Source organism: Streptomonospora arabica (assembly GCF_039531585.1).
GTDB classification, from domain to species: domain Bacteria; phylum Actinomycetota; class Actinomycetes; order Streptosporangiales; family Streptosporangiaceae; genus Streptomonospora; species Streptomonospora halophila.
This window is the reverse complement of record NZ_BAAAQI010000007.1, coordinates 252,944-272,744: the sequence shown is the minus strand read 5'-3', so window position 1 is coordinate 272,744 and position 19,801 is coordinate 252,944. Positions and strand designations below refer to the sequence as shown.

The following is a 19,801-nucleotide window of genomic DNA, read 5'->3' as shown; positions in this document are numbered from 1 at the left end:
CGGAAACCGCAGGCGGGAGGCGTGACGGGAACGCCCCCGCCACCCGATGGCAGCAGTGCATCTGGCACCGTAAGGGGCCACGGGCGCGCCAGCGCCCGCGCCGTCCGAGTGGGCGACGCATGGGAGTGCAGGGAGGTCGGCCACCGGCCATGAATATTGTCGTATTGGTCAAGCAGGTCCCGGACACGGCGACCGAGCGCAAACTCTCGTCGGACGACAACACGCTGGACCGCGCGGCGTCCGACGGCGTCATCAATGAACTCGACGAGTACGCCATCGAAGAGGCGCTGCTCCTCAAGGAGAAGCACGGCGGCGAGGTCACCGTCTTGACGATGGGACCCGACCAGGCCACCGACTCCATCCGCAAGGCGCTGTCCATGGGCGCCGACAAGGCCGTCCACCTCGTGGACGACGCGCTGCACGGCTCCGACGCGCTGCAGACGGCCTACGCGCTGTCCAAGGCGCTGGGCACCGTCGAGTTCGACCTCGTGGTGCTCGGCTCGGAGTCCACCGACGCCCGCACCGGCGTGGTCGGCGCGGCTTTGGCCGAGTACCTGGGCCTGCCGCAGCTCACCCTCGCGGGCAAGGTCGACGTCGACGGCTCGGCCATCCGCATCCAGCGCGCCACCGACTACGGCTACGACGTCGTCGAGGCGCAGCTGCCCGCGGTCGTCTCCGTGATCGAGAAGATCAACGAGCCGCGGTACCCCTCGTTCAAGCTGATCATGCAGGCGAAGAAGAAGCCGGTGGAGAAGCTTTCGACCGCCGACGCCGGCATCGACACCGCGCAGGTCGGGGTGGCCGACGCCGGCACCGAGACCACCGACTTCGCGCCGGCCCCGCCCCGGGCCGCCGGCACCGTCGTCAAGGACGAGGGCGACGGCGGCGCCAAGGCCGCGGAGTTCCTCGCCGAGAAGAAGTTCGTATAGGTCCGGCGGAGACGAAGGAAGGATTGACAGATGGCTGAGGTCCTCGTCCTCGTCGACCACGTCGACGGAGAGGTCAAGAAGGTCACCACCGAGCTGCTGACCGCCGCCCGCCGCATCGGCGAGCCCGCGGCCGTGTGGGTCGGCGGCGGCGCCGAGTCGGGCAAGGCGAAGCTGGCCGAGTTCGGCGCGGAGAAGGTCTACACGGCCGCGGCCGAGCTGAACGACTACGTGGTCGCGCCCAAGGCCGAGCTGCTGGCGAAGCTGGCCGGCGAGAAGTCGGCCGCGGCCGTGCTCGTCTCGGCCACCCCCGAGAACAAGGAGATCGCCGGGCGGACCGCTGTCAAGCTCGGCTCGGGCGTGCTGACCGACGTCGTCGACATCACCGGCGACCTGGTCGCCGAGCACAGCGTCTTCGGCGGCGCGACCATCACCCACGCCCGGGTGCGCTCGGGCGTTCCGGTCGTGGCGGTGCGCCCCAACTCGGTTCCGGCCGAGCCCGCCCCGGGCGCCGCCGAGCTGGAGGAAGCCGAGGTCGAGCTCTCCGAGGCCGCCACCGGCGCCAAGGTCGTCGAGCGCGTCGTGCAGGAGAAGGGCGCGCGCCCCGAGCTGACCGAGGCGGCCATCGTGGTCTCCGGCGGGCGCGGTGTGGGCTCCGACGACTTCTCGGTGGTCGAGGCGCTGGCCGACTCGCTGGGCGCGGCCGTGGGCGCCTCCCGCGCGGCGGTCGACTCCGGCTGGTACCCCAACCAGTTCCAGGTGGGCCAGACCGGAAAGACGGTCAGCCCCAACCTCTATGTGGCCCTGGGGATCTCCGGCGCGATCCAGCACCGCGCCGGCATGCAGACCTCGAAGAACATCGTCGCGGTCAACAAGGACCCCGAGGCGCCGATCTTCGAGCTGGCGGACTTCGGTGTGGTCGGCGACCTGCACACTGTGGCGCCGCAGCTCACCGAGGAGATCGACAAGCGCAAGTAGGCGCCGGGCCGGCAGGGCACGGCAGCGCGCGCGGTCCGGGCACGGCCGGGGCCGCGCGCCCGTGCGCGGGGCGGCGCCCGCCGGCGGGGCCGGGGGACCGCGGGGGACCGCACCGCCGTATCCTGGAAACGCCATGGTGTACCTGGATCACGCCGCCACGACCGCCGTCCGGCCCGAAGCCGTCGCGGACATGACCGAGGAGTTCGGCCTCCTCGGCAACCCCTCGTCCCTGCACGGGGCCGGCCGCCGGGCCCGGCGCACCGTCGAGGAGGCCCGCGAAAGCGTCGCCGACTCCCTCGGCTGCACCCCCAACGAGGTCGTCTTCACCGGCGGCGGCACCGAGGCCGACAACCTCGCCCTCAAAGGGCTGTTCTGGGCGCGCAACCGGGCCGACCCCGCCCGCCGGCGCATCCTCGCCAGCGCGGTCGAGCACCACGCCGTGCTCGACCCCGTGCACTGGCTGGCCGAACAGCAGAACGCGGTCTTCGAGGAGCTGCCCGTCGACTCCTTCGGCCGGGTCTCGCCCGAGGGACTCCGCGCCGCCATCGCCCGCAACCCCGGCGACGTCGCCGTCGTGTCGGTCATGTGGGCCAACAACGAGGTCGGCACCGTGCAGCCGGTGTCCGAGCTGGCCGCCGTCGCCCGTGAGCACGGCATCCCCTTCCACACCGACGCCGTGCAGGCGGTGGGCGCCGAACCGGTCGACTTCGCCGCCAGCGGCGTCTCGGCGCTGACCGTCACCGGGCACAAGCTCGGCGGCCCCACGGGCGCCGGAGCGCTGCTCCTGGCGCGCGGCACCGACCCGGTGCCCGTGCTGCACGGCGGCGGCCAGGAGCGCGAGGTCCGCTCGGGCACGCTGATGACCCCGCTGCTGCGCGGGTTCGCCACCGCACTGCGTCTCGCCGTCGACGAGCGCGAGGAGCACGCGCGCGATCTCGCGCGGATGCGCGACGACCTGGTCGCGGCCGTGCGCGAGCGGGTGCCCGACGCCGAACTGAACGGGCACCCCGAACTCCGGCTGCCCGGCAACGCCCACCTGTCCTTCCCCGGCTGCGAGGGCGACGCGCTGCTGATGCTGCTGGACGCCCGCGGCATCGCGTGCTCGACCGGCTCCGCCTGCTCTGCGGGCGTGGCGCAGGCCAGTCACGTGCTGCTGGCCATGGGTGCCGACCCCGAGACCGCCCGCAGCTCTCTGCGGTTCTCGCTGGGCCGGGGCTCGACCCGCGCCGACGTCGACGCGTTGGGCGAGGCCATCGGCCCCGCCGTGGAGCGCGCCCGCGCCGCCCGGCGCAAGCGCCGCGCGGCCTGAGGCCGGCCACGCCCCGGCCGGTCCCCGGCAGGCCGCCCGCGGCCGTCAGCCGCCCAGTTGGCGGCGGATCGGGCGCATCAGCTGGTCGATGGTCTGCCACTCCGGGTCGAGGCGGCTCTGCAGCGTCGGCTGGCCCTCGGTCCACGCGCGCACCGCGGGCTCGAAGTCGCTCAGCACGCCGGAGTCGGGGTCGAGGTAGAAGTAGAACTGGCGCTGGCCGCCCGAGGTCTGCTGCGCCAGCAGCGCGCCGTTGTCGCCCAGCAGGGTGCGCAGGCCCTCGGTGAACTCCGCCAGCGCGGTCGCGGAGGGCTCGGCCGGCAGCCGGTCGCTGTCGCTGTTGGTGTAGGGCAGCGCGACGTGCACGTACAGGGTCAGCGCCGGGAAGTCGCGGCGGTGCAGCGGGTGGCGCACCGCGATCTCGATGATGCCGCGCAGCGGCACCCGCCCCTGCAGGGTCACCCAGCCGCCGCTGCCCATGGTGCTCGCCAGCTGCTCGACCACCGACGGCATGGACGCCGGCGGCAGCGGGTCCAGCGGCTTCTCCACCAGCGGCTCGACCTTGGAGATCCAGCGCACGTAGTCGTCCTCGCCGAGCGCGAGCAGCACCACCCGCTCGCTCACGCCGCCGCGGAGGTCGTCGGCCAGGAACATGAAGTCGGGGTGGTAGACGCCGATCTCCATCCTGCTGCTCTGCTGGTCGACGCGCATCGCGACGGTGCAGTGGGACAGGTCCAGTTCGTGGCCCTCCCATTCGAGGGTCTTGCCCAGCCGGTCGTGGTCGCGCGGGAACGCGGGGAAGAACCGCCAGCCCGGCTCCTGCGGCGCCGCCCGCGCCCAGCGCTCGGTGAGCACCCGCGCCTGGTCGTCGGACCCCGCGCTGAGTGTCAGGGCGTAGTCGCCGGCGTTCTCCAGGGAGGCCAGCGGGTCGTCGAGGGCCGCCAGGCGCTCCAGCAGCCGACCGGGGTCGCTGTCCTCGTCCAGATCCAGGTCGCCCGTGTCGCCCGGCCCGCCGCCGGACGCCCGGGGCGCCGTGCCGACCTGCCACGTCACGTCGGGGTGGATGCGCCGGACCGCCTCCTTCAGCCGGTCGGCGACGTCCTGGGGCAGTTGGGTGCCGCTCTCGGCCAGAGCCGCCAGGGGAGCCCGGAACTCGGGCCACTGGCGCCAGAACGCGTCGACGGCGACGGCGGAGTCGGACTGCGTTGAGCGGCGGCGACGGAACAGAGCCATGGTCATGATTTTTGCAGAGCCGGGAGACCGCCGCGCCACACCACGGGGCGCGGCGCCCCGCGGGGGCGGGGGTTCGGCGGCGTGTGCGAAACCCGGTCGAGAGGGGGCCGCGCGTGCGCATAGTCTGGAAGGCGCTATGACTTTGCGTGTACTGGCCGCCATGTCCGGCGGCGTCGACTCCGCCGTCGCCGCGGCCCGGGCCGCCGAGGCCGGCCACGACGTCACCGGCGTGCACCTGGCCCTTTCCAAGAACCCCCAGTCCTATCGCACCGGCGCCCGCGGCTGCTGCACGGCCGAGGACTCCCGCGACGCGCGGCGGGCCGCCGACGTCATCGGCATCCCGTTCTACGTCTGGGACATGGCCGAGGAGTTCGACCGCGACGTCGTGCAGGACTTCGTCTCCGAGTACGCGGCGGGGCGCACGCCCAACCCGTGCCTGCGCTGCAACGAGAAGATCAAGTTCGAGGCGGTGCTGGACCGCGCGGTCGCGCTCGGCTTCGACGCCGTGTGCACCGGCCACCACGTGCGCAAGGCCGGCGGCCGGCTGCGGCGCAGCGTCGACGCCGACAAGGACCAGTCCTACGTGCTGGGTGTGCTCGACCGCGACCAGGTGGCCCACGCCATGTTCCCGCTGGGCGACTGCACCAAGGACGAGGTCCGCGCCGAGGCCGAGCGCCGCGGGCTGGCGGTGGCAGACAAGCCCGACAGCCACGACATCTGCTTCATCGCCGACGGCGACACCGCCGGGTTTTTGAACACGCGGCTGGACGGCGGGCCGGGCCCGATCAAGGACGAGTCCGGCGAGGTCCTGGGCACGCATCAGGGTGCGCACACCTACACCGTCGGCCAGCGCAAGGGGCTCAACCTGGGCGGCGCGGCCGAGCGCCGCTATGTGCTCTCCATCGAGCCGGTGGACAACACCGTGACGGTCGGTCCGCGCGAGTCGCTGCGCGTCGACGAGATCACCGCCGAGCGCCCGGTGTGGAGCGGCGGCGCCCCCTTCGCCGAGCCCACGGCCTGCACCGTGCAGCTGCGCGCCCACGGCGAGGTGTACTCCTGCACAGCGGTCCAGCGCGACGGCGAGCTGTTCCTCCGCCTCGACGAGCCCGCAACGGGCGTGGCCGCCGGCCAGGCGGCGGTCCTCTACGACGGCGACACGGTGCTGGGTTCGGGCACCATCGCCGCGACCGCCCGCAGCGGCGAACCCGTCGCCGCCGGTTAGGCCGTGCCGGCCCGGCCCGCGGCGGCGCGGCGCGCCTCGCCCGCAGCGGGTGGGCAACCTCGCATCCGCGGCGCCTCCCTGTCCCCTGAGGTTAGGTTAGGCATAACATAGTTCGCGCGCCGGTCCCGCCCCGGCGCGGCAGTGCGGAGGGGGTGCGATGGACTACGGGTTCCTGGACGGCCAACCCTTCTGGATCGTCTACGCGGCACTCTTCGCCATCGCCTTCGCGCGCACGCAGACCATCTACTGGATCGGCCGCGGCGTTGGCGCGGGCCTGCACCGCTCCCGGATGGCCGAGCGCATCGGCGAGCGTCTCGCCCGGGCGGAGCGCCTGATCAACCGCTTCGGTCCGCCCGTGGTCACCGTGTCCTACGCCACTGTGGGCATCCAGTCGGCGATCCACCTCTCCGCCGGCGCCATGCGCATGTCCTACTGGCGCTATCTCGCGGCCATGCTGCCCGGCTGCGCCGGCTGGGCGGCCATCTACAGCCTCGGCGGTCTCGCGGTCCTCGCCGTGTGGTGGGACCTTTTCCTGCACTCGCCCGCCCTGGCCGCGGCGGCCGGCGTCCTCGTCGCGGCCGCCGCCACCGCGGTGGTCCTGCTGCGCCGCAGGCGCATGCGCCGGCGCGGCGACCGCCCCGACGAGGTGCGGGCGGCTCCCGAGTCCGCCGCAGAGGCGGAGCCCGAACGCGCCGAGGACTCCCGCTCCTCCTGACCGCTCGGCCTTTGAGGACGGGCGGCTCAGCGGGCCGCCCGGCTGCACCCCCGCCCGGTTCGTCGACGCCTCCGCTCCCGTGCTCATGTTCCGCGTCGCCTTCGGGCCGGCCGTGGCCCGTCGACGCGTCCGTCGTGCGCCGCCTGCCGGCGCCCGCCGCGATGGCGATGACCGGGCGCCCCGACCGGTGGGCGTCGACTCCTCCGCCGGAGCCGCCGGCGGTTCGGGATCAGCGAGGGCCGACCGCGCCCCGTTCCCGCTGCCCGCACCGGGCCCGGCGGCCGCGGCGGGGCCCCGGGCCGCCGATCCCCGCGCAGAGTCTGGACTAGCCTTGATGTCGTGACTGAGCAGCGATACCCCTGGCCGGAGGCGAGCTCCACCGGAGTCGGCTCCTTTCCCGGCACCGACCCCGACGAGGCGGTGCGCACCGTCCTCGGCGAACTGCCCGAACTGCCGCACCTGCCGGAGCTGCCCGAGCGCGGCGCGGGCGCCGACGTCGTCGGGCGATCGGCCGGGATGCTGGTGGACCTGCCGGTGGAGGTGCAGCCCGCGGGATGGCGCGTGGCCCAGCGTCCCGGCCGCGACGCCGAGCGGGCGCGCGGCTTCCTCTCCCGCGACCTGGACGCGCTGGAGGAGCACTCCCAGGGCCTGTCGGGGGCGCTGAAGATCCAGGTGGCCGGGCTCTGGACGCTGGCCGCCGCCATCGAGCTGCGCTCGGGCGAGAAGCTGCTGGCCGACCACGGCGCCGTCGCCGACCTGGCGGCCTCGCATCTGGAGGGCGTTCTGGCCCACGTCGCCGAGGTGCGCAAGCGCGTGCCCGGTGCCGAGCTGCTGGTGCAGGTCGACGAGCCCTCCCTGCCCGCGGTGCTGCAGGGGGCCGTGCCCACCGCCAGCGGTTACGGGCGGCTGCCGGCCCCCGACATCGTCGCCGTGGAGGCCCGGCTGCGCGAGCTGTTCGCCGCCCTGGCCGCGGCGGAGGCGGTGCCGGCCGCCCACTGCTGCGCCGCCGGCGTCCCGCTGGACCTGCTGCGGCGGTCGGGTGCCCGCGCGGTCAGCCTGGACGCCACGCTCATCGGACGCGCGCTGGACGAGGACGTCGGCACCGCCGTCGAGGCCGGAGTCGGTCTTTTTACCGGTGTCGTGGCGAGTACGGGCGGGGTTGTGTCGGACCCGGCCGCTAACGTCGACCCTGTACGTGAACTGTGGAGCCGCGTCGGACTCGCCCCCGAACAGCTGGCCCGCGCCGTGGTCGTCACGCCCACGTGCGGGCTCGGGAGCGCCGCGCCCGACCACGCCCGCGCGGCGCTCGACGCCTGCCGCCGGGCCGCCCGGGTGCTGCGCGAGGACCCGCGGCGCCGGTGATTGCGGAAAGGACGGCTGAGGGTGAGCGCACAACAGCCTACGGCTGACGACAGGGTCCCCGCCGAGGTGCGCGAGCGCCACGCCCAACTGTGCCAGGAGCTGGACGACCACAGCTACCGCTACTACATGGGCAGGCCGATCGTCTCAGACGCCGAGTACGACACGCTCATGCGCGAGCTCAGCGGGATCGAGGAGCGCCACCCCACGCTCGTCACCCAGGACTCGCCCACGCAGAAGGTCGGCGCACCCGTCAGCGTCGACTTCTCCCCGGTCGAGCACCTGGAGCGCATGCAGAGCCTCGACAACGCGTTCTCCACCGAGGAGCTCGACGCCTGGGTGCACCGGGTCGAGGCCGAGGCGCCCATCGACGCCTACCTGTGCGAGCTCAAGATCGACGGCCTGGCCGTCGACCTCGTCTACGAGAACGGCCGCCTGGTGCGCGCGGCCACGCGCGGCGACGGCCGCGTGGGCGAGGACATCACCCTCAACGTCCGCACCATCGCCGACGTCCCCGAGCGGCTCGACGACTCCGCGCGCCCGGCGCCGGAGCTGCTGGAGGTCCGCGGCGAGGTGTTCCTGCCCGGCGAGGAGTTTGACAAGCTCAACTCCCGGCTCGCCGACGAGGGCAAGACCCCCTTCGCCAACCCGCGCAACGGCGCCGCCGGCTCGCTGCGCCAGAAGGACCCGCGCGTCACCGCCACCCGCCCGCTGCACATGCTCGTGCACGGCGTCGGGGCCCACACCGGGGTGGAGTTCACCCACCAGTCCCACGTCTACGACCTGCTGCGCGAGTGGGGGCTGCCGGTCAGCGACCGCTACCGGGTGCTGACCACCCGCGAGGCGGTCCGCGACTACATCGACCACTACACCGAGAACCGCCACGAGCCCTCCTACGAGATCGACGGCGTGGTCATCAAGGTCGACGACGTCTCGCTGCAGCGCCGGCTCGGCTCCACCAGCCGCGCGCCCCGCTGGGCGATCGCCTACAAGTACCCGCCGGAGGAGGTCACCACCCGGCTCGTGGACATCAGGGTCAACGTCGGGCGCACCGGCCGTGTCACCCCCTACGGCGTGATGGAGCCGGTGCGGGTGGCCGGCTCCGAGGTCGAGCTCGCCACCCTGCACAACGCCCAGGAGGTCGAGCGCAAGGGCGTGCTCATCGGCGACACCGTGGTCCTGCGCAAGGCCGGCGACGTCATCCCCGAGATCGTGGGCCCCGTGACCGACCGCCGCGACGGCTCCGAGACCGCGTTCGCCATGCCCGAGACGTGCCCGGAGTGCGGCACCCCGCTGGGCCGGCAGAAGGAGGGCGACGTCGACCTCCGCTGCCCCAACACGCGCGACTGCCCGGGCCAGCGGCGCGAGCGCCTGGCCTACATCGCCAGCCGAAAGGCCCTCGACATCGAGGCGCTGGGCTATGTGGCGGCCACCGCCCTCACCCAGCCGCTGGAGCCCGAGACGCCGCCGCTGCGCGACGAGGGCGACCTGTTCGACCTCACCGTCGACGACCTGCTGCCCATCAAGTCGCTGGTGCTCGACCCCGACACCACCGAGCCCAAGCGCGACCCCAAGACCGGCGAGCCCAAGGTCGTCACCTTCTTCGCCAACCAGAAGGGTGAGCCGAAGAAGACCGTCGAGAAGCTCTTCGAGGAGCTGGAGCAGGCCAAGCGGCGGCCGCTGTGGCGGGTGCTGGTCGCGCTGTCCATCCGCCACGTGGGCCCGCGCGCGGCCGAGGACCTGGCCCGCCATTTCCGCTCGATCGAGGCGATCGCCGAGGCGTCCGAGGAGGAGCTGTCGGCCGTCGAGGGGATCGGCCCCACGATCGTCGCCTCGCTGCGCGAGTGGTTCGACGTCGACTGGCATCGCGAGATCGTCCGCAAGTGGCGCGCCGCCGGCGTGGTCATGGAGGAGGAGGGCGCCGGCGGGCCCCGCCTGCTGGACGGCGCCACCGTGGTCGTCACCGGGTCGCTGACCGGCTTCAGCCGCGACGAGGCCAAGGAGGCCATCGCCGACCGCGGCGGTCGCGTGACCGGCTCGGTGTCCAAGAAGACCGGGTTCGTCGTGGTGGGCGACAGCCCGGGCACCAAGTACGACAAAGCGGTACAGGCCGGGGTTCCGATCCTCGACGAGGACGGGTTCCGCGTGCTGCTCGAAAAAGGGCCGGATGCGGCCATAGAACGCCGACTGAACACGGATTGAGCGTGTTCAGCGCGGTTTCCAGCGGATTCGGTCGTCAGTCCCGGTCGACGGTGTCCGTGCTGGCAGTGGCGTCTACGATGCGCGATCATTAGGCTACCTCTCGCAGCATTTCAGGACGAATCAGGCGATCATCCCAGCTTGCGCCCGATTCACCGAAAGTTCCCGGTCGGCGACACCTGGTTATGAAGGGTCGTAAGCTGAAAAAGGAACTGATCGGATGTAGCTGCTCATTGCAGACGCAAGGACCGGACCGGTCATGGGGGGACCGGAACGGGAGAACGTGACAGGTTTCGTAGCCCCGGCGCCGCGGGGGGAGCAAGTTCGGCGCCGGGCACCGTGAATCCCCCTGAGGACGTCTATGTTGGATCCCACCAGCACCCGGGACATCGGCCCCCGGACCGGGACGCCGCTGTGGCTCTACCTCGCCGGCGTCACGGTCGCGGGCGGCGCGGTGCTGGGCGTCGCGCTCTCCTTCTACGGGCTCGAACGACTGCAGCAACTGGGCGCCATGCCCCTGGTCTGGCTGATGCTGTGCATGGTGATCATCGGTGAGCTGCGCCCCATCGCCTCGCCGCGGACGTCGCCCGACCAGGGCGCCCCCACGTCCCTGCCGTTCTCCTTCGCGCTGCTGATCTCCCTGGGCCTGCCCGTGGCCGGGCTCGTGCAGGCCGTGGCCTCGGTCATCGCCGGGGTCGCCCGCGGGCACTCCCCGCACCGCGTCGCCTTCAACATCGCCCAGTACATCCTCAGCTTCGGCGCCGCCGACCTGGTGCTGACCCTGCTGCTCACCCGCGGCTCCGAGCCGCCCCACTCGGTGACGGGTCCCGACCTCGCCGGGCTCGCCCTCGCCGGCGCGGTCTACTTCGGCTGCAACGTGGTGCTGGTCGACGCCGCCGTCGCGATCCACGAGCGCGCGCCGCTGGGCGCCACCCTGCGCAAGGACATCGGCCAGCGCCTGTTCGTCCACGGCGTCCTGCTCAGCCTCGCGCCGCTGGTGTCGGTGGCCATGACCCACGAGATCTGGCTCGTGCCGCTGTTCTTCTTCCCCCTGGCCGCCCTCTACACCAGCGCCACACTGTCGGTGAAGCGCGAGCACCAGGCCAACCACGACGAGCTGACCGGGCTGGCCAACCGCAAGCTGCTGATCCTGCGCACCCAGGAGGCGCTGGCCGAAGCCCAGCAGCGCAAGAGCCGCGTGGGCCTGCTGCTGCTCGACCTCGACCGCTTCAAGGAGGTCAACGACACCCTGGGGCACCCCACCGGCGACCGCCTGCTGCAGACCGTCGCGCGGCGGCTGACCCACAGCGTGCGCCCTGGCGACCTGGTCGCCCGCCTCGGCGGCGACGAGTTCGCGGTGCTGCTGCCGCAGGTGCGCGACGCCGCCTCCGCCCGCGAGGTCGCCGCCCGGCTGCGCGTATCCCTGGCCGAGCCCATGCGCCTGGACGGCATGGACTTCGACCTGGAGGCAAGCGTGGGTATCGCGCTCTACCCCAACCACGCCCCCGACTTCGAGCTGCTCATGCAGCGCGCCGACGTCGCGATGTACGTGGCCAAGGAGCGCCGGACCGGTGTGGAGCTCTACGAGCCCGACAAGGACCGCAACTCTACCGCCCGCCTCAGCCTCTTCGGCGAGCTGCGCCGCGCCCTGGTCGACGACGAGCTGCTGATGTACTACCAGCCCAAGGTCGGCCTGGCCGACCACCGCGCCATCGGGCTGGAGGCGCTGGTGCGCTGGCGCCACCCGCAGCGCGGCGTGCTGCCGCCCGAGGACTTCGTCCCGCTGGTCGAGCAGTCCTACCTGATGCGCAGCTTCACCCACGAGGTCCTGGAGCGCACTCTGCCCCAGATCGCCCGCTGGTGGGAGGCGGGCGTCCGGCTGCCCGTGGCGGTCAACCTCTCCGCGCGCGAGCTGCTCGACCCCACTCTGCCCGACATCCTCGCCGCGGCGCTGCGCCGCCACGGCGTCGCGCCCCAGGCGCTGCGGCTGGAGATCAGCGAACGGGTCATGGTCGCCGAGGCCGATGCGATCACCCCCACCATGCTGGCGCTGGCCGACCTGGGGGTCTCGCTGGCCCTGGACGACTTCGGCACCGGCTACTTCACTCTCGCGCGGCTCAACGGCCTGCCCGTGGAGGAGATCAAGATCGACGAGTCCTTCGTCCGGCGCAGCCTCGCCGACCCGGACGGCCACCTGATCGTGCAGTCGGCGGTGGACCTGGTCGGCACGCTCGGCATGCGCGCCGTCGCCGAAGGCGTCGAGTCCGAGGGGGTGGCCGCCGACATGCGCTCGATGGGCTGCTACGCCGCCCAGGGCCGCTACTTCGCCGCCCCGCTGCAGGCCGAGGCCGTCATCCCCTGGCTGGTCGAGCACGGCGGCCAGCAGCCGCCGGCCGGCTACAGGGGCCGCGGCGCCAGCGAGGAGCACAGCCGCTCGGCCTGACCCCGCCTGGCGGCACCGGCCCTGTGAACGGGCGCGCCCGCCGCCGCCTGTGCGGCAATAGGATTGAGCTGTCCCGATCCACCGAGCCGCCCCGCCGCCCGGCCCGCGGTGCGCGGCCCCGCGCCGGCGGCTCAACGGAGGGGGCACGTCCGATTCCGCCGAAGAAACGGTTTGCCTACATGTCCGCCATCACCCGCGATGAGGTCGCGCACCTCGCCCGGTTGTCGCGGCTGGCGCTGCACGAGGACGAGCTGGACCAGCTCGCCGCCCAGCTCGACGAGATCATCTCGGCTGTGGCCAAGGTGCAGGAGGTCGCCCAGGGCGACATCCCGCCGACCTCGCACGCCCTGCCGCTCACCAACGTCTACCGCCCCGACGAGTCCCTCCCCGGGCTGACGCCCGACCAGGCGCTGGCGGGCGCGCCCGCGGTGGAGGACCAGCGCTTCCGCGTCCCGCAGATCCTGGGGGAGGACCAGTGAGCGCCACCGACCTGCTGCGGCTCAGCGCCGCGGAACTGGGCGAGAAGGTCCGCGCCGGGGAGACCACCTCGGTCGAGGCCGCCGGCGCCTACCTCGACCGCATCGCCGAGGTCGAGGGCGACATCCACGCCTACCTGCACCTCGACCGCGAGACCGCGCTGGCCCAGGCCCGCGCCGTCGACGAGCGCATCGCGGCCGGCGAGGACCCCGGGCCGCTCGCCGGCGTCCCGGTGGCCCACAAGGACGTCTTCACCACCGAGGACATGCCCACCACCGCGGCGTCCAAGATCCTCGCCGACTGGCGGCCGCCCTACGACGCCACGGTCACCGCGCGGCTGCGCCGGGCGGGCACGGTGATCCTGGGCAAGACCAACATGGACGAGTTCGCCATGGGCTCCTCCACGGAGAACTCCGCCTTCGGCGCCACCCGCAACCCCTGGAACCCCGACCGCATCCCGGGGGGCTCGTCGGGTGGCTCCTCGGCGGCCGTGGCCGCGTTCGAGGCGCCGCTGGCCACCGGCACCGACACCGGCGGCTCCATCCGCCAGCCGGCGGCGGTGTGCGGCCTGGTCGGCGCCAAGCCCACCTACGGCGGCTCGTCCCGCTACGGGCTGATCGCCTTCGCCTCCTCCCTGGACACCCCGGGCCCCATCGCGCGCAACGTGCTCGACGCCGCACTGCTGCACGAGGCCTTCTCCGGCCACGACCCGCGCGACTCCACCTCGGTGGACGCGCCGGTGCCGCCGGTGGTCGAGGCGGCGCGCCGCGCCGACGTCGCCGGCCTGCGCGTCGGCGTCGTCCGCGAGCTCGGCGGCGAGGGCTACCAGCCCGGCGTCCAGCAGCGCTTCCAGGAGTCCGTGGAGCTGCTGGAGTCCCTGGGCGCCAAGGTGGTCGAGGTCTCCTGCCCGAGCTTCGACGCCGCGCTGGCCGCCTACTACCTGATCGCGCCCAGCGAGTGCTCCTCGAACCTGGCCCGCTTCGACGCCATGCGCTACGGGCTGCGCGTGGGCGACGACGGCGGCCGCAGCGCCGAGGAGGTCATGTCGCTGACCCGCGCCGAGGGGTTCGGCCCCGAGGTCAAGCGGCGCATCATCCTGGGCACCTACGCGCTCTCCAGTGGCTACTACGACGCCTACTACGGCTCGGCTCAGCAGGTGCGCACGCTGGTCAAGCGGGACTTCGACGCCGCCTTCGAGAACGTCGACGTGCTGGTGTCGCCCACGACGCCGACCACAGCCTTCCCCATCGGCGAGCGCACCGGCGACCCGATGTCGATGTACCTGGCCGACCTGTGCACCATCCCGTCGAACCTGGCGGGCAACGCGGCGCTGTCGGTGCCGTGCGGCCTGGCGCCGGAGGACGGCCTGCCGGTCGGCCTGCAGATCATGGCGCCGGCGCTGGCCGATGACCGCACCTACCGGGTGGGTGCGGCGGTCGAGGCCGCGCTCGCCGAACGACGGGGCGGTCCGCTGCTGTCCGAGAACGCGTACGCGGTCTAGCGCCGGTCGCGCGCGGCGTCCGCATCGGCGCAGGCCGCGCCCGCGAGGCGCGGGGCGAAGGGCGCCCGGATCCCGACGGGGACCGGGCGCCCTTCGCTGTGCGCGGGCCCCTGTGCGCGGACCCGGCTCCGGGTACGGGCTCGGACGCGGCGGCGGGGTCCGGGCACGAGGCGCGCTGCGGGCCCGTGTGCCGCCGCACAGCGGCTCGGCACCGGAGCGGCCGCCCCCACCGCCGGCGGGCCCGAAGACCCCGCACACGCGAAAGCGCCCGCCACCGCTCGATCGCGGCGACGGGCGCTCCCGCTGTCCGGCGCTCGCCGGTGCTAGGCGGTGCTAGCTGATGGACGAGCTGCTGCGGCGCTTGCGGCTCAGGTACATGACCGCGGCACCGGCTCCCAGAGCGGCGACGGCGGCGGCGACCAGGCCGCCCAGAGCGGCACCGGTGACCGGCAGACCGCCTTCGTCGTCCTCGTCCTCGGCCGGGGCCTCAGGGCTCTCGCTCGGGGTGGGCTTGGTGTCCGGCGTCTCGCTCGGCGAGGGGCTCGGGCTTTCGCTCGGGGTCTCGCTGGGCGTGTCGCTGGGCGTCGGGCTCGGGGTGGGCTCGCTGGCCTCGGTCCAGCTGACCTTGGCGCCGGCGTCGGTGGAGATCTCCTGGGACTCCGCGGCGATCAGCGTCTGGGTCGGCTTGTCGTCGTCGACGCCCTTGAACAGGCGGCCCATGTGCAGCTTGGTGGAGATGGAGGCGGAGACGCCGGCCTCGCCGGCGGCGGTCCCCTTGGGGATCTGCACGCCGAACTTCGTGCCGTTGGCGACCTCGCCGGCGATCTCATCGCCGCTGCCCAGGTCGACCAGCTTCGCGCCCTCGGGGCCGGAGAGCTTCACCGGCACGCTGTCGGCGCTGGTCTCCAGCAGGAACTCGCCGATGGTCTCGCCGGCCTTGCCCTCGGCCGAGGCCGGGGTGATGCTCAGCGAGGTGTCGGGCTCCTGGCTCTGCGGCTCCTCGACGGCGTTCTCGACGAGGTAGTCGTAGAGCTTCTTGGTCTCGGCGTCGTTCTTGCCGCCGAGCTCGATGCCGTTGCTGAAGTGCCAGATGGCGGCCTGGGTCCCGCTCAGGGCGTCCTTCCGGTCCAGCCCGGCGGCGCCGCTGGCCTCGGCCAGCGCGGCCACGTCGACCTTGGGGTAGCTGTGCTGGAGCACCCAGTGGACCTTGGCGGGCGAGGTGAAATCGCCCTTGCCGGGGTAGTTCTCCCAGGCGTCCTCTTCGTACTTGGCCCCGCCGCGGATGTTGGTCTCGAAGTCGATGCAGTAGGTCCGCAGGACCGTGCCGTCGTCGAGCTTCAGGTTGAACAGCGTGGTGCCGACCGTCTTCCCGTCGGTCGTGTGGACCTTGTGGCCCGTCTCGGCGTTGCCGACGTACTCGCCCGTCGCGCCTTCAGCGGCGGCGGGGGCGGCGGCGAGGCCGAGGGCCAGTGTGGCGGCCGCCGCTGTGGCGGCGACCTTGGTGACCGCGCGACTGCGGCGCGTGGCGGGCAGGGGGTGACTCGTTACGCTCAAATCGTGTCCCGGTGAGAAATAGGGGAAACCGGACAGTGCAGTGTTCGCTGTTTCGGGTGCGAACGGCAATTCGGCCGACCAGGGGCGCGTGGGGGCGCCGGCTGCTGGTGCGGTGCTCGACCGAAGGTTGATCAGACGCCCCCGGGGGGCGTGGTGCTCGGATCGCCGAGCACGGTAGCGGGGGCCGCGACGGCGATTTCTCGTCTACCGCACCGCCAGATCCTAGCGACCCGGTTCCGGGCTTCCAACCGCCTTCGCCGAATTTATGGGTTCTGTTCTGTGCTGTCCGTTATCCGGAACCTCGGGGGTGGATGGGGGTCTTATGCGGGTGTAGACCGCGCCGGAGCTGTGCGTTCACACCCGGCGTCGGGTGCCCGGTACACCCGGAAACCGTCGGAACACGGGAATCCGGTCGCTCTCGTCAGCAGAACATCTGGCCGCAAGCGGCCACTCGGACAACTGGAGTCACACCTGAAACGACGTCCCGCGTCACATCGAGCGGCGATGCCGGGTCAGGTACAGCACGGCGGCGCCGACGGCCACGAGCGCCAGTCCGAGGATGAGGAGGCTGCCCAGCCAGGTGCCGGTGTGCGCCAGGTTGTCGTCGGGGCGGCGGTCCTCGGCCACGACGACGCCCGCGGAAGACGCGCTCGGCGACGCCGCCGAGAGGGCCGAGGAGGACGGCGAGGGAGGCGCCGCGGCGTCGGCCTCGGCGGCTTGGGACGCCGAGGGCTCGGGCCGCGGCGGCGCCTCGGAGGAGGGGGCCTCGGCCACCCAGTCGACCTTCACCGACGCGGTCGCGCCGGTCACGGCCGTGTCGGCGACCACCAGGGGCTGGGTCTGCACCCCGTCCTTGCCCACGAACAGCCGGCCGGGACGCACCCGCGCGTCGGTCACCTCGGCGTAGACGGTCGCCACCCCCGCTGGGGTCTCCGGGGGCAGCCGCAGGAAGAACTCGTCGCCGTCGCCGACCTGCTCGGCCGCATCGCCCTCGGCGTCGCTGAGCCGCCCCTCCCGCGTTCCGCTCACCCAGACGCGCACCGGGCCCGGGGAGGTGGTGTGCACGGTCAGCGGGCCGATCGGTCCGGCCGGGTCGGCGCCTTCCACGCGGTCGGGTGTCAGCTCCAGAGTCGCACCGGGATCGGAGTCGGCCTCCCGGCGGGCGCCCTCCAGCAGGTAGTCGTAGAGCCGCACCGTCGGCGGAAGCCGATCGGAGCCCTGGGGCCGCTCGCGTTCGAGGTCCACGCCGTTGGTGTGGTGCCAGACCGCCGCCTGGGTCGCGGCGATCGCCTGCGCCCGGCTCGCCGCGGCCACGCCGCTCGCCTCACGCAGCCGATCCAGCCCGACGTGGGGGTAGGAGTGCGCGGTGATCCAGCTCACGGCGCCGGGTGCGGTGGGTGCGGCGTTCGGCGCGGCGCCGGCCTCCCACGCGGCTTCGGCGTAGGCGGCCTGCGGGTCGACGCTGGTGCTGATGTCGGCGCAGTACGCCTCGACCGCGGCGTCGTCGCCCACCATCAGCCGGTACAGCGCGGTCTCGGCGGCGCCGCCGCCCGCCAGCCGGATCGTGGCGCCCTGCTCCGTTTCGGGAGCGACGCGCGAGAGGTCCTCGGCCGCGGCCGGTACCGCCGAGCCCCCGGCGAAGGCGAGCGCCGCGGCGGCCGCCGCGAGGCATCGCCGCATGAGTCCGGACATGGGTCGCTTTGCCTCCCCGAGGTGCGGGCGGGCCGGTGCTGGACCGGGGCGGGCGCGGGCGGACGGCGTGCGCCGGGAAGACCGGCGCTCCTGCTCAGGAGCATCAGGTTAACCTCGCGGCCACCCGGCGGCGGCGCGTATGCCACGAGGTGACGTCGAATCGTGCGCATGCTGTGACATACCGGGTCTGGCGAGTAGTCGCCCTGCCGCGCGCCCAGGTGGGACGGCCCGCGGCGCTGCGGCGGCGGCCGGCGCCGTCCCCGCCGCGGGCCGGGCATCGGTAGGCTGCAGTGGCGGCCCGCGGCCCACGCTGACCAGCGGGGCGCGGCACGCCCTCGCCGGTTCCGCCCGCGGGACCGCTGCGACGGGCTCAGGACGGCCCCCCGCCGCTTGCGCAGCGGGGGGCCGGGCCTCTTCGGATACGGACTTCGGATAAGGAAACGGGTTGCGGCGATGGTTGGCGCGGTAACGAGTAGCCCTGCCACGAGCGGTGACGGTCCGGCCCCCGTGGCCTTCGACGACGCCATGCGCTCCTATGAGCCGGTGCTCGGGCTGGAGACCCACGTCGAGCTGGGCACGGACTCGAAGATGTTCTGCTCCTGCGCCACGGCCTTCGGCGCCGGCCCCAACACCCAGGTCTGCCCGGTGTGCCTGGCGCTGCCCGGCTCGCTGCCCGTGGTCAACGCGACCGCGGTCGAGAGCGCGATCCGGCTGGGCCTGGCGCTGAACTGCTCGGTGGCGTCGTGGTGCCGCTTCGCGCGGAAGAACTACTACTACCCCGACATGCCGAAGAACTACCAGATCTCCCAGTACGACGAGCCCCTGTGCACCGACGGCTACCTCGACGTCACCGTCGACACGCCCGAGGGCCCGCGCGAGATCCGGGTGGAGATCGAGCGGGTGCACATGGAGGAGGACACCGGCAAGACCGCCCACGTCGGCGGCGCCACCGGCCGCATCCACGGCGCCGAGTACTCCATCGTCGACTACAACCGCGCCGGGATCCCCCTGCTGGAGATCGTCACCAAGCCCATCGAGCACACCGGCGACCTCGCGCCGCAGGTGGCCCGCGCCTACGTCACCGAGCTGCGCGACCTGGTGCGGTCCCTGGGCATCTCCGACGTGCGCATGGAGGAGGGGTCGCTGCGCTGCGACGTCAACGTCTCGCTGATGCCGCGCGGCGCCGACGAGTGGGGCACCCGCAGCGAGACCAAGAACGTCAACTCCCTGCGCTCGGTGGAGCGCGCGGTGCGCTCGGAGATCGAGCGCCAGGCCGGCGTGCTCGGCGCGGGGGAGCGCGTGGTGCAGGAGACCCGGCACTTCCAGGAGAACACCGGCCGCTCCGTCTCGGGCCGCAGCAAGGAGGAGGCGCAGGACTACCGCTACTTCCCCGACCCCGACCTCGTCCCCGTCGCGCCCGGCGCCGAGTGGGTCGAGCGGCTGCGCGCCGGCCTGCCCGAGCTGCCCGCCGCCAGGCGCGCGCGCATCAAGGCCGAATGGAACCTCTCCGACGAGGAGCTGCGCGACCTGGCCAACGCCGAGGCGATCGACCTCGTCGCCGCCACGGTCGAGGCCGGCTCCTCTCCTGACGACGCCCGCAAGTGGTGGCTCAACGAGCTGTCGCGCCGCGCCACCGAGTCCGAGGTGGAGCTGGCCGCGCTCGCGATCACCCCCGAGCAGGTGGCGCGCGTGATCGCGCTGGTGTCGGAGGGCACGCTCACCAACAAGCTGGCCCGCCAGGTCGTCGAGGGCGTGCTGGCCGGCGAGGGCGGCCCCGACGAGGTGGTCGAGGCGCGCGGCCTGAAGGTCGTCAGCGACGACTCCGCGCTGGGCGCGGCCGTCGACCGGGCCATCGCCGACAACCCCGACGCCGCCGACAAGGTGCGCGGCGGCAAGGTGGCCGCCGCCGGCGCCCTCGTCGGCGCGGTGATGAAGGCCACCCGCGGGCAGGCCGACGCCGGCCGGGCGCGCGAGCTGATCCTGGAGCGCCTCGGGGCCCGGTGACCCCCGCGGCGGCCGGAGCGGGACGCCCGGGCTCTGCGCGGCGCGCGGGTCGCGTCCGCATCGGGAGCGCGATACCGTCCGGCGCGAAGAGTCCGCAGCGGCGCGACCCGGTGTACAGCAGGCGGAGTCGCGCGGCGCGGGGCGGTACACGCGGCGCGGGGGCGCCGCTCGGCCGTACACGGTGGCGGCGGC

At 73.4% G+C, this 19,801-nt stretch carries 14 protein-coding genes; 11 read left to right on the top strand and 3 right to left on the bottom strand.

Features of this window, described 5'->3' with window-relative positions:
• Window positions 1-149: 149 nt before the first annotated feature.
• From ABD284_RS14585 to ABD284_RS14575, 3 genes are all read left to right on the top strand, one after another.
• Window positions 150-929: an electron transfer flavoprotein subunit beta/FixA family protein gene (locus tag ABD284_RS14585; protein ID WP_344143515.1), complete on the top strand. Its 780-nt coding sequence runs from the start codon at window positions 150-152 to the stop codon at window positions 927-929.
• Window positions 930-959: 30 nt separating this feature from the next.
• The gene (locus ABD284_RS14580; RefSeq protein WP_344143513.1) at window positions 960-1,904 is read left to right on the top strand and encodes an electron transfer flavoprotein subunit alpha/FixB family protein; all 945 of its coding nucleotides are present in this window, start codon (window positions 960-962) and stop codon (window positions 1,902-1,904) included.
• Window positions 1,905-2,037: 133 nt separating this feature from the next.
• Complete coding sequence (locus tag ABD284_RS14575; protein WP_344143512.1) at window positions 2,038-3,213, top strand: cysteine desulfurase family protein; 1,176 nt, start codon at window positions 2,038-2,040, stop codon at window positions 3,211-3,213.
• 45 nt (window positions 3,214-3,258) lie between these two features.
• Here the strand turns inward: ABD284_RS14575 and ABD284_RS14570 are convergent, their stop codons facing one another.
• Window positions 3,259-4,443: a DUF695 domain-containing protein gene (locus tag ABD284_RS14570; RefSeq protein WP_344143511.1), complete on the bottom strand. Its 1,185-nt coding sequence runs from the start codon at window positions 4,441-4,443 to the stop codon at window positions 3,259-3,261.
• 136 nt (window positions 4,444-4,579) lie between these two features.
• Here ABD284_RS14570 and mnmA point away from each other — a divergent pair, with 136 nt between their 5' ends.
• From mnmA to gatA, 7 genes are all read left to right on the top strand, one after another.
• On the top strand, window positions 4,580-5,665 hold the full coding sequence (gene mnmA, locus ABD284_RS14565; protein WP_344143510.1) for a tRNA 2-thiouridine(34) synthase MnmA: 1,086 nt from the start codon (window positions 4,580-4,582) through the stop codon (window positions 5,663-5,665).
• Between the two features lie 157 nt (window positions 5,666-5,822).
• On the top strand, window positions 5,823-6,380 hold the full coding sequence (locus ABD284_RS14560; protein WP_344143509.1) for a DedA family protein: 558 nt from the start codon (window positions 5,823-5,825) through the stop codon (window positions 6,378-6,380).
• Between the two features lie 339 nt (window positions 6,381-6,719).
• Window positions 6,720-7,742, top strand: a complete 1,023-nt coding sequence (locus tag ABD284_RS14555; RefSeq protein WP_344143508.1) for a methionine synthase — start codon at window positions 6,720-6,722, stop codon at window positions 7,740-7,742.
• A 21-nt stretch (window positions 7,743-7,763) separates the two neighbouring features.
• The gene (gene ligA / locus ABD284_RS14550) at window positions 7,764-9,941 is read left to right on the top strand and encodes an NAD-dependent DNA ligase LigA (protein WP_344143507.1); all 2,178 of its coding nucleotides are present in this window, start codon (window positions 7,764-7,766) and stop codon (window positions 9,939-9,941) included.
• A 358-nt stretch (window positions 9,942-10,299) separates the two neighbouring features.
• A complete protein-coding gene (locus ABD284_RS14545; RefSeq protein ID WP_344143506.1) occupies window positions 10,300-12,381 on the top strand; it encodes a putative bifunctional diguanylate cyclase/phosphodiesterase in 2,082 nt (693 codons plus the stop codon).
• Window positions 12,382-12,560: 179 nt separating this feature from the next.
• The gene (gene gatC / locus ABD284_RS14540; RefSeq protein WP_344143505.1) at window positions 12,561-12,860 is read left to right on the top strand and encodes an Asp-tRNA(Asn)/Glu-tRNA(Gln) amidotransferase subunit GatC; all 300 of its coding nucleotides are present in this window, start codon (window positions 12,561-12,563) and stop codon (window positions 12,858-12,860) included.
• Entirely contained in the window at window positions 12,857-14,359 is a 1,503-nt protein-coding gene (gatA, locus tag ABD284_RS14535; protein ID WP_344143504.1) for an Asp-tRNA(Asn)/Glu-tRNA(Gln) amidotransferase subunit GatA, read from the top strand. The genes gatC and gatA overlap by 4 nt, the downstream gene beginning before the upstream one ends.
• Window positions 14,360-14,692: 333 nt before the next feature.
• On the opposite strand, the gene ABD284_RS14530 is transcribed toward gatA, so the two are convergent.
• Both ABD284_RS14530 and ABD284_RS14525 read right to left on the bottom strand, forming a co-directional pair.
• Complete coding sequence (locus ABD284_RS14530) at window positions 14,693-15,913, bottom strand: thioester domain-containing protein (RefSeq protein WP_344143503.1); 1,221 nt, start codon at window positions 15,911-15,913, stop codon at window positions 14,693-14,695.
• Window positions 15,914-16,402: 489 nt separating this feature from the next.
• Entirely contained in the window at window positions 16,403-17,605 is a 1,203-nt protein-coding gene (locus ABD284_RS14525) for a thioester domain-containing protein (RefSeq protein WP_344143502.1), read from the bottom strand.
• Between the two features lie 453 nt (window positions 17,606-18,058).
• Between ABD284_RS14525 and gatB the strand changes: the two genes are divergently transcribed.
• Window positions 18,059-19,609, top strand: a complete 1,551-nt coding sequence (gene gatB, locus ABD284_RS14520) for an Asp-tRNA(Asn)/Glu-tRNA(Gln) amidotransferase subunit GatB (RefSeq protein ID WP_344143501.1) — start codon at window positions 18,059-18,061, stop codon at window positions 19,607-19,609.
• The last annotated feature ends 192 nt before the right edge of the window (window positions 19,610-19,801 follow it).

Excerpts from the sequence above, each read along its gene's own strand:
- ABD284_RS14575 (WP_344143512.1), top strand. The coding sequence starts at position 2,038 with ATGGTGTACCTGGATCACGCCGCCACGACCGCCGTCCGGCCCGAAGCC.
- gatB (WP_344143501.1), top strand. The coding sequence starts at position 18,059 with ATGGTTGGCGCGGTAACGAGTAGCCCTGCCACGAGCGGTGACGGTCCG.
- ABD284_RS14570 (WP_344143511.1), bottom strand. The coding sequence starts at position 4,443 with ATGGCTCTGTTCCGTCGCCGCCGCTCAACGCAGTCCGACTCCGCCGTC.
- mnmA (WP_344143510.1), top strand. The coding sequence starts at position 4,580 with ATGACTTTGCGTGTACTGGCCGCCATGTCCGGCGGCGTCGACTCCGCC.
- ABD284_RS14580 (WP_344143513.1), top strand. The coding sequence starts at position 960 with ATGGCTGAGGTCCTCGTCCTCGTCGACCACGTCGACGGAGAGGTCAAG.
- gatC (WP_344143505.1), top strand. The coding sequence starts at position 12,561 with ATGTCCGCCATCACCCGCGATGAGGTCGCGCACCTCGCCCGGTTGTCG.
- ABD284_RS14560 (WP_344143509.1), top strand. The coding sequence starts at position 5,823 with ATGGACTACGGGTTCCTGGACGGCCAACCCTTCTGGATCGTCTACGCG.
- ABD284_RS14585 (WP_344143515.1), top strand. The coding sequence starts at position 150 with ATGAATATTGTCGTATTGGTCAAGCAGGTCCCGGACACGGCGACCGAG.
- ABD284_RS14545 (WP_344143506.1), top strand. The coding sequence starts at position 10,300 with ATGTTGGATCCCACCAGCACCCGGGACATCGGCCCCCGGACCGGGACG.
- ABD284_RS14525 (WP_344143502.1), bottom strand. The coding sequence starts at position 17,605 with ATGTCCGGACTCATGCGGCGATGCCTCGCGGCGGCCGCCGCGGCGCTC.